The organism is Cellulophaga algicola DSM 14237 (assembly GCF_000186265.1).
In the GTDB taxonomy this organism is placed as follows: domain Bacteria; phylum Bacteroidota; class Bacteroidia; order Flavobacteriales; family Flavobacteriaceae; genus Cellulophaga; species Cellulophaga algicola.
The window spans coordinates 3,213,821-3,223,532 of the sequence record NC_014934.1; the positions used below are offsets into that span (position 1 = coordinate 3,213,821).

At 33.8% G+C, this 9,712-nt stretch carries 7 protein-coding genes and 1 pseudogene; 3 read left to right on the forward strand and 5 right to left on the reverse strand.

The features are described from left to right. Positions 1–2 precede the first annotated feature (2 nt). The 4 genes from CELAL_RS13930 to CELAL_RS22620 form a co-directional block, all read right to left on the reverse strand. Positions 3–1,577 (reverse strand): glycoside hydrolase family 3 protein, encoded by a 1,575-nt coding sequence (locus tag CELAL_RS13930; protein WP_013551542.1) that lies wholly within the window; start codon positions 1,575–1,577, stop codon positions 3–5. Further along, entirely contained in the window at positions 1,570–2,844 is a 1,275-nt protein-coding gene (locus tag CELAL_RS13935; RefSeq protein ID WP_013551543.1) for an MFS transporter, read from the reverse strand. Before CELAL_RS13935 ends, CELAL_RS13930 begins: the two co-directional genes overlap by 8 nt. Beyond that, a complete protein-coding gene (locus tag CELAL_RS13940; RefSeq protein ID WP_013551544.1) occupies positions 2,837–4,351 on the reverse strand; it encodes a glycoside hydrolase family 10 protein in 1,515 nt (504 codons plus the stop codon). The genes CELAL_RS13935 and CELAL_RS13940 overlap by 8 nt, the downstream gene beginning before the upstream one ends. Before the next feature lie 251 nt (positions 4,352–4,602). After that, the gene (locus CELAL_RS22620; RefSeq protein ID WP_052304001.1) at positions 4,603–4,944 is read right to left on the reverse strand and encodes a hypothetical protein; all 342 of its coding nucleotides are present in this window, start codon (positions 4,942–4,944) and stop codon (positions 4,603–4,605) included. A gap of 366 nt (positions 4,945–5,310) precedes the next feature. Between CELAL_RS22620 and CELAL_RS13950 the strand changes: the two genes are divergently transcribed. Then, a complete protein-coding gene (locus tag CELAL_RS13950) occupies positions 5,311–6,204 on the forward strand; it encodes an IS1595-like element ISCal1 family transposase (RefSeq protein ID WP_013548995.1) in 894 nt (297 codons plus the stop codon). A 19-nt stretch (positions 6,205–6,223) separates the two neighbouring features. Here CELAL_RS13950 and nagB read toward each other — a convergent pair. Then, positions 6,224–7,483 (reverse strand): annotated as a pseudogene (gene nagB / locus CELAL_RS13955) (glucosamine-6-phosphate deaminase); the annotation flags it as partial. Between the two features lie 186 nt (positions 7,484–7,669). Here nagB and CELAL_RS13960 point away from each other — a divergent pair. Then, positions 7,670–8,419: a DeoR/GlpR family DNA-binding transcription regulator gene (locus tag CELAL_RS13960; RefSeq protein ID WP_013551546.1), complete on the forward strand. Its 750-nt coding sequence runs from the start codon at positions 7,670–7,672 to the stop codon at positions 8,417–8,419. 4 nt (positions 8,420–8,423) lie between these two features. Continuing rightward, the gene (locus CELAL_RS13965; protein WP_013551547.1) at positions 8,424–9,239 is read left to right on the forward strand and encodes an N-acetylmuramic acid 6-phosphate etherase; all 816 of its coding nucleotides are present in this window, start codon (positions 8,424–8,426) and stop codon (positions 9,237–9,239) included. The last annotated feature ends 473 nt before the right edge of the window (positions 9,240–9,712 follow it).

Consider the following 9,712-nt stretch of genomic DNA (forward strand, 5'->3'; position numbering starts at 1 on the left):
TTTTAACGTTTAATGGTAACAGGCGTTTTTCCTGGAGCGAGGTTATGGCCTAAAAAATGCAAGGCTGCATTCTCTTGAAATACTTCAAAATTCTGATATGCAATAACTACCGCTTTTGTGCTTTCTGTTTTAAGGTGATTTAATACATAAGGATTTCCAAAGAGATAAATCACTACATTTTTTGTTGCACTAAGGGTATTAATTAAATCTAACTGTTCTTGAGGAATATCAAATAAGTTTGCGGGTTTAGCCTTCGGCGGATAAATTGCAATCAGTACATTGTCAAATTTAGATAAATTAGCTTCGGATTGTTCTAAGTCACTAACCTTTTCAAAACTTAGTTCTTTGCCGATAGCATCAAAAAAGGCGGAGTTTTTAGTTGAACCTATTGTTAAACCAATAAAATGCTGCTTTTTGAAATCTGCGACTGAACCTTTATAAATAGTTAGACTTTCTTTGGCTATAGCTGTATTTAAATCCGAAGCATCAGATAGTGTAATTGAGGTAGCCTCTTTCATGAAAGCTTTTTCTTTTAGATGCCAAATACGTTTAAAACTTTCTTCAATTTGCTTTTCCGATGCATTTTTAAGAATAGCTTCAATACCTTCTTGTGCATATTCTGAAAAGCATAAAACATCATTTCCTGCGTCAAAAGCTAACCATTCTAGTTCTCCTTTAGTGGTGTAGTTTTTAGATATGGCATGCATATTTAGCGCATCAGAAATTACGACTCCTTTAAAATTCATTTCATCACGCAACAAATTTTTAAGCATTTTTTTTGATAGACTAGAAGGGATAGCATCTCCATCTGCTAAGGCAGGAATAGATAAATGTCCTGCCATAATACTATCAACTCCTTCATTGATTAAGTGTTGGAAAGGAAATAATTCATTCTTAAGTAATTCTTCTTTAGATTTTTCAATTAACGGAAGTCCTAAATGTGAATCTACGGCAGTATCCCCATGTCCTGGAAAATGTTTTATACAGGTAAGTACACCTTCCATTTCTGTGCCTTTGATAAATGCAGCTGCTTTTAGGGTAACGAGGTATTTATTCTCACCAAAAGAACGGTAACCTATCACTGGATTATTAGGGTTATTATTGATATCTACAACGGGAGCTAAATTCCAATGGATACCTGCAGCTTTGCAATCGGCAGCAATTTGCTTGCCTAATTTAAAGAGTAGATTTTCATTGTTTTGTATCGCTCCTAAGGTAATGGCGTAAGGGTACTGTGGTGTATTTTCAATCCGCATCGCTAAACCCCATTCCGCATCAATACTCATTAAAAGTGGGTATTTTGCAGCTTTTTGATAGCGCTGGATCAGTTTATTTAATGTTTCAAAACTGTTTTCATTATACACAATTTTCTTTTGACCTTCAAAATTAGTTGCGGCACTTGCACGACTATGAAAAAAACATAAGCTGCCAATGGCATACTCAGAAATCAGCTTTTCTATCTGTAAAATTTCTTCTTCCGTATCATTGATGAAGGCTGCGGGCATGAATAACTGTCCTACTTTTTCCTGCAAAGAAAGTGTTGTTATAGCCTTGCTATATGCGATAATATTATTCATTTTTAATGACATCTTTTTTTCCGAAATCTGCCGGATATTTTAAATATTTTAATAAAAATAAAGAGGGTAAGGCAGCAATAACAACCCACACAAAGAAGCCGCCGTAGCCTAACCAACTTTGCATAAACCCACTAATCATTCCTGGAACCATCATGCCTAAAGCCATAAACCCTGTAGCAATTGCATAGTGAGAGGTTTTAGATTTACCGTCTGCGATATAAATTAAGTACATAAGAAATGCTGCGAAACCAAACCCATACCCAAATTTCTCAAGTACAATAGTAGCAGAAACAGCAATGATATTTGTAGTTTTTGTAAGTGCCAGAATAGCATAGAAAAAATTTGGGATGTTTAGCGATAATACCATAGGGAGCATCCATTTTTTTAAACCATCTTTAGAAATTAATATTCCACCTAATATTCCGCCTACAGTAAGGGCAACCACACCAATAGTACCTAAAACAATTCCTAATTCTTTTGTCGTAAAACCAAGACCTCCTTTTTCAGGGGTATCTAATAAAAAGGGAGAAGACATTTTTACCAGTTGAGATTCTCCTAAACGATAGGTAAGAATAAATGCTAGAGCAATTGCTATCTGAGGTTTCTTAAAAAAGCTACGAAATATTTCTAAGAAGCCTTCTGGTTTTTGAATCGGTTCTTCAGATGAAGATTCGTATTTGGGACTTGCAAAAAAGTTAGCTACAGTTAGTGCGAGCATTAAGACCGCTGTTGCGGTCATCGTAATACTCCAAGCTTTTGTAGAATCGCCATATTTTTCTTCTAAAAACCCAGCGCCAAAAACAATTAATCCTTCTCCTGTAACCATAGCTAATCGGTAGAAGGTACTTCTTAACCCTACAAAAAAGGATTGTTTTTTTTCTGTTAGGCCTAGCATGTAATACCCGTCTGAAGCAATATCATTGGTGGCAGATGCAAAAGCCGCCATCCAAAAACAAGCTAGGGTAGTGGTAAAGAACATATTGGTAGGAATGGTTAAGCCAACACCAAACAATGCTATGGCGATGAGTAATTGCATGCCTAAAAACCATTTTCTTTTAGTACTTTTTAAATCTACAAGCGGACTCCAAAATGGTTTTAAAACCCAAGGGAGGTATAGTAGACTAGTATAGAGACCAATATCTTCATTACTTACCCCTAGTTTTTTATACATGATTACAGATACGGTAACCACCAAAACATAAGGTAGGCCTTGTGTAAAATATAAAATGGGCACCCAAGCCCATGCTCCTTTATCTTTTTTAATCATACGGTACGATTTGATCTAAATTTATAAAAATAGGCTGTGTTTCTTGTCCGAATTTATCAATAAATACTAACGCAATTTTCTTTTTATTTTTAAGAATTGTATTAGAAAGTGTTATAGAATTTAGAGATAACGGAATCTTAGTACGTAGTAGTTTTTTTAATTTAAGCTGATTTTTTCCACTCTTTTTAGCACCAAATGCTAATCCATATCTAAAATTCTCAAGGCCGTTAAATTGAATGTTAACGGAGGTGTTTGTCTTATGAATACGTACTATTTTAGGAATAGCAATTTTATTTCCTATACGGTTAGGTGTACTTGGGTTCAAAGCAATTTTACTATAATATTTTCTTTTTAATATGTTGACTACATCTTCATGGTCATTCATTAAGCTTTTGGCACTAAAAAATGCATTTCCTTGTATGTTAGGGGTCTTGCGACCTAATTTTATTTGATTAGGGAGTTCCTTTTTATTGTCCCAAGCTTTGTCGCTATTATTTCTAATTTTGTATGGGCCGTTACCCATATAAAGATTGGTATTTGGGCTATTTGCCGCCCACCACTCCATAATTGTCTTGTGTGAGGCAACAGGTAGAGCTATGCTCCAATAGGCTTGTGGAATAATGTAATCAATCCAGCCTTCTTGCATCCAAAGTAACGGATCGGCATAGAGGTCATCATAGGTAGTTTGTCCGGCTTGAGTATCAGAACCTCTAGAATCTGTAGCTTTATTTTTCCAAACTCCAAACGGACTTACTCCAAATTGGACCCAAGGTTTTTCTTTTTTAATGGCATAATGTGTTTTTCTAATAAGGGAATCTATACTACTACGTCTCCAATCTTCAATGGTTTGATTAGGTAATTTATACAGATTGAAAGCAGCTACATCATTAAAAGTTTCGCCAGTTATTTTATAGGGATAAAAATAATCATCAAAATGAATAGCATCAATCGTATAGTTTTTTACTATTTCATCTATAAGCGCTATCATGTGATCTTGGACTGCTGGTTCTCCAGGATTGTAATAATATTTTTTACCGTATTTTACCATCCAATCGGGATGCGTATAGTAGTCATGTTGTTCGCTTAAAAGTGTGGTGTTAAGATCAAAAGTGGCTCTATATGGATTTAACCAAGCGTGAAACTCCATACCTCTTTCATGTGTTTCAGAAATCATCCATGCTAATAAGTTCTCTTCTGTATCAGGAGCAATACCTTGTTCTCCTGTTAAATATTGTGACCAAGGTGCATAATCAGAAGGATAAAAAGCATCTCCCGCTGTTCGTATTTGAACAATGGCTGTATTAAAGTTTAGCTGGTCATAAAAGTCTAAAATTTTAAGATAGTCCTCCTTTTGCTTTTCAATAGCATCTTTACCATTTTTTGGCCAATCAATATTTACGACAGTAGCTACCCAAAAACCTCTAAATTCCCTCTCGGGTAATTTTTGTTTAAGAGCGGCGCAAGAGGTAAATAATGCGAGTAGTACTATTAAAAATATTTTTTTCATTTACGGTTTTATTAGCCAAGGTAAGATATTCTGTTTTTTTAAAAAACCCAGCACAACAGAGTTGTAACTGGGCATCTTTAAAAATCAACTCACAAAACACTATTTACTTACTATGAGGAACTCCATCGGTAGCATGTACTGTACCTGATACTATTGTTGATTGTGCAAGAAGGCCTTGCGCAAAAAAGAGCATCAGAAAAAATGAGAATGAGAGTTGCATTTTTTTCATCATAAAAGTGAGTTAGTTAATATTAAAATTTATAGCGTACAAAGCTTTCCATTGCTTCATATTCTGCAAGACCTAATGCATTGTATTTTCTTGCAGTTTCTTTATTTCTTTGCTCCGCACGTTCCCAGAATTCACGATCATCATTCCCAGGAAACATTGCTGCATCTTTTTGAGATTGGTGCTTAAAAATGGCATTCTTTTTACGTTGCATATCTTTAGGACCAATAGGAACGGTCATTTCCATATCGGCAATATCCCATTCTTGCCATGCACCACGGTAGAGCCATAAGTAACAATCTTCTATCCAGTCTACTTTATCTTTTTTAAGTTGGGCAAAAGCTTCAAATACTATTTTAAGGCACACTCTATGTGTACCATGAGGATCAGATAAATCTCCTGCAGCAAAAACTTGAGTAGGTTTTATTCTATTAAGTATGTCATACGTAATTTGGATATCTTCTTGTGAATGTGGTTTTTTCTTTACCGTTCCAGTTTCGTAAAAAGGAAGGTTTTGAAAATGTGCATTGTCTTCTTCAACGCCACAATATCTGCAAGCAGATAATACTTCTCCTTTTCTAATTAATCCTTTTATTTTCTGAATTTCGGGACTGTCTATTTCGCCGGGTTTTTTATTTTTTAAAAAGCCTCTAACTTTCTCAAATTGTACTTTTAATTCTTTAGAGGTCAGTAGCTAACTTCGTATCTTGATACTCAGTAAATATATTAAATTATGGATATTTTCAAGGGTCAAAATCTTCTAGAGTTCTCTGATTGCTTCAAAACGGACAATGATTGCAAAGAATATTTAGCAAATATTAAGTCTAAAACCCCTTTTAAATGTTCTAGATGCAATCATATAGCCTGTCAAACACGTGCTGATTTCTCTAGGCAATGTAATATTTGTAGACATACAGAATCCGCAACAGCAGATACATTATTTCACAAGGTAAAGTTTGGTGTTCGCAAAGCATTTTTTATTTGTTTTGAGATGGCTACAAGCACGAAAAGCTTATCTGCAAGTTATATGGGAGTACGTTACGGAGTAACAGAAAAAACAGCTAGACTTTTTATGCTTAAGGTCAGAGAAGCTATGTCTTCGAGTGGGAATAATCCTATGGACGGAGTTGTTCATGTAGATGAATTTGTTTTAGGGGGCAGAGAAGAAACAAAAGTTGGCAGAAGCTACAATGCTAAGAAAAAGAAGGCGGTTACAGCTGTACAGCTTACAGAAGATGGAAAGGTAAAAAGAATGTATGCTATGAAAATAGATGATTTTTCAGCACAATCCTTACAATATATTTTTGTCAACCATATCAGCCGAAACGCAAAGATTACTACAGATAAATGGAGAGGCTATAGTCCTATTGCAAAGGCTTACGACATCACACAAATAGAAAGTAATGGAGGGTTAAATTTTAAAGCGCTTCATACAATGATACATCAGGTTAAATCTTGGATAAGAACAACTTATTCTTGGGTTAGTGACAATAATTTAAATAGATATTTCAATGAATTTTGTTTTAGAATAAACAGATCTCAAAGTAAAGCTACAATATTCAATAATCTTATTGTTAAAATGGTCAATAATGATAAAATCAATCAAGCTGAATTAATAAGTAATTAACTACTGACCTCTATAATTCTTTATTATTTGGTTGCAAGTCTAGAGCGAAATCTAGAAAACGAATTACTTCATCATCAAAAACGGCTATATTTCCTGAAGTTTGGTAAGCTACATGAACATGATGGCCTTGGTCTACCAAACGTAATAATGTTCCTCCCATAGAAATAACGTCATCGTCTGGGTGTGGACTAAAAATTAAAGATGTTTTTGGGTAGGGATCTTTACGTTCTGGTCTATTGCTATCATCAGCATTTGGTTTACCACCAGGCCAACCAGTTATGGTGCTTTGTAAGGTGTTAAAGACTTTAAGGTTAATGTTTTCTGCAGAACCTATATCAGCTATTAAGCTGCCCATACCATGTTCATTGTAATCTTCGTTGGTAAGTTTTAATATAGCTTTATCTAGTTTTTCTGATAACCAAATAGTAGCTTTTTTAATTAAATCATCTGTCCAAATACAATCACTTACTAACCAAGGGTTGTATGTTCTGGTAAGTCCTGATGCAGCGGCACTATCTAAGATAAAATCACAATTGGCATGTTGTTGTAAGAAGGTCGCAGGAATAGATTCACGAATTTCTCCTTCTACGGCCTGTTTAATTATTTGAGCTTTGCCTTCTCCCCAAGCCATTAAAATAATGCGTCTAGCAGCCATAATAGTACCAACTCCCATGGTGATTGCTTTAGAAGGGACGTTTTCTAGCCCAAAAAAGTCGCTAGCGGCATCTAATAGCGTTACTCTGTCAAGTCTAACCATACGTGTTTTACTAGATAAAGAGGAACCAGGTTCATTAAATCCAATATGACCTGTTCTACCAATACCTAAAATTTGAATGTCTATTCCGCCAGATTTTTCGATATTAGCTTCATAAGCTTCGCAAAATTCTTTTACGTTTTCTATGGTTCGTGTGCCATCAGGAATATGAATATTTTCTTTTTTGATATCAATATGATCAAATAAGTGCTCATTCATAAAACGGACATAGCTATGAATAGATTCTGGATGCATTGGAAAATATTCATCTAGATTAAAAGTAATTACATTGCTAAAACTTAAGCCATCTTTATGAAATTGGACTAAGTACTCATAAACTTTGGTAGGAGTAGATCCAGTAGCTAATCCCAATACAATAGTTTTATTTTCTTTTTGTCTTTCTTTAATAAGGTGAACAATCTCTTTTGCAACATATAAGGATGCCTCTTCAGAACTATTATGAATAATAGTATTAATTTTTTCAAATTTGATAATCTCATTATCTTTTTCAAGTGTTTCCTGCATAATCTATCGTGCTTTAATTGTCTTTGGTTTACTAGTAGGTAAAACAGTATGACTCAAAAATAAACAAAAAAATTGTATTTGCTGTTTTTTGCTGTTTTTTATTTTAAATTTATTAAAATAGCAAAAAACAGCAAATATATATTTATATTTGTTGTATCTTTTCAAAGATTAAAATGATTAATTAAAATGTTAAAAGAAGAACGACATAAGTTTATTCTTAATGAAGTAGAACTGCACAACCGCATTTTACTTACAGATATTGCTGAGCAATTAGAGGTGTCTATAGATACAATTCGTAGAGATGTAAAAGAATTGGATGCAGGAGAACAATTAAAAAAAGTACATGGAGGAGCTATAGCATTGGGGTTTACCAATTATGCTACGACAAATAAAAATATTTATGCTCAGGATGATAAAATAATCATAGCAGAGAAAGCGTTGTCTTTAATAAATTCAGGAAGTACAATTCTTATTCATGGTGGAACAACCTGTTTAGAGTTGGCTAAAGCAATTCCGAATAAATTAGAAATTACATGCTTCACAACCAGTCTTGCTGTTGCGATGGAGTTATTAACTAAAAAAGGGGTAGATGTTTTATTTATTGGTGGTAGGTTGTCAAAGGATTCTCAGTTAGCTATTGGTGCTAGTGCTATTCATCAATTATCAGAAATTACTTTAGACTATAGTTTTATAGGTACAGGATATGTAGCTGTAGATTATGGTTTAACGGAATTTGATTTGGAAAGTGTGCAAGTAAAAAAAGCAATCATAAAATCATCTAAGAAAACTGTACTTTTGCTAATATCAGAAAAATTAAATTCTAAACATCGTTATAAGACTTGTGAGATTAATGCTATTAACACAATGATTACCGAAATAGATCCCAAAAATACTTTATTAGATAATTTTAGAAAACAAGACATTCGTTTGTTATAAACCTATGAATTATAAAAAAATCACAGAAACAGCTTCAAATTATGATAATTTGGAGCAAATGGATACACAATTAGTATTAGAAAATATTAATCGTGAAGATCAAAAAGTTGCAGAAGCAGTACGCTTAGTTATTCCTTCAATAACTAAATTGGTAGACGAAATAGTCCTACGTTTTAATAGGGGAGGACGCTTATTTTATATAGGTGCTGGTACTAGCGGTAGATTGGGGATATTAGATGCATCAGAAATACCGCCAACTTTTGGAATGCCACATGAAAGTGTTGTTGGAATTATTGCTGGTGGCGATATTGCGATTAGAAAAGCAGTAGAAAATGCTGAAGACAATGCGGAACAAGCTTGGATAGATTTAAACGAGTATAATATTACTAAAGATGATGTTTTAATTGGTATAGCAGCCTCCGGAAGTACTCCTTATGTTATAGGCGGAATTTATGAGGCAAGAGCAAATGGAATATTAACAGCGTGTATTACTAATAACCCAGGTTCTCCTTTAGCACAAGCAGCAGATATTCCTATAGCAATTAATGTAGGTCCAGAGTTTGTAACTGGGAGTACGCGCATGAAAAGTGGTACCTCACAGAAATTAGTATTAAATATGATTTCTACAACACTAATGATTAAAATTGGTCGTGTACGAGGTAATAAAATGGTAAACATGCAATTGAGTAATGATAAATTAGTTGATAGAGGGACTAGATATTTAGTCGAAGCTTTAGCTATTCCTTATAATGAAGCAGAAAAGCTGCTTAAAATACATGGATCTGTACATAAAGCAACCGAAGCTCATAACGTAAAATAAGGTAGTACTTAAAATAAACTACGTATTCCAGACTTATTATTCCATAGCCTTTTCTGTTCAGGGAAAGGCTATGGAATAATTATTTATGTTATTTCCTCAATGATAGATTTTGCATAAGTAGCTTTTAGCTATGAGCCCTCTAATTTTACTTTCTTTTCTATACAACCTTTTTTTGTAGGTGAGAATGTATGGATTTTATACTATATACAACTTAAATTTTAGGATAATAATTAGAGTAATTAAGGCGCTTTTAAAATTATCTTTACCACATTATTTCTTTAGATATTTCTCGTAATCCCTTAAATTTCTCCTTTTTTGCTATTTAAAATACGATATGATTTTTTCTTTATCGGTGGCTAGAATATTTTAGTGAAGCAGTATGGTTTTGCCCTTTGAAACAAATGCTTTATCGATAAGTAACATTATCTAATATAGCGAGTCTACGCTATTTTTCTATCCTAGACCGTAAGACT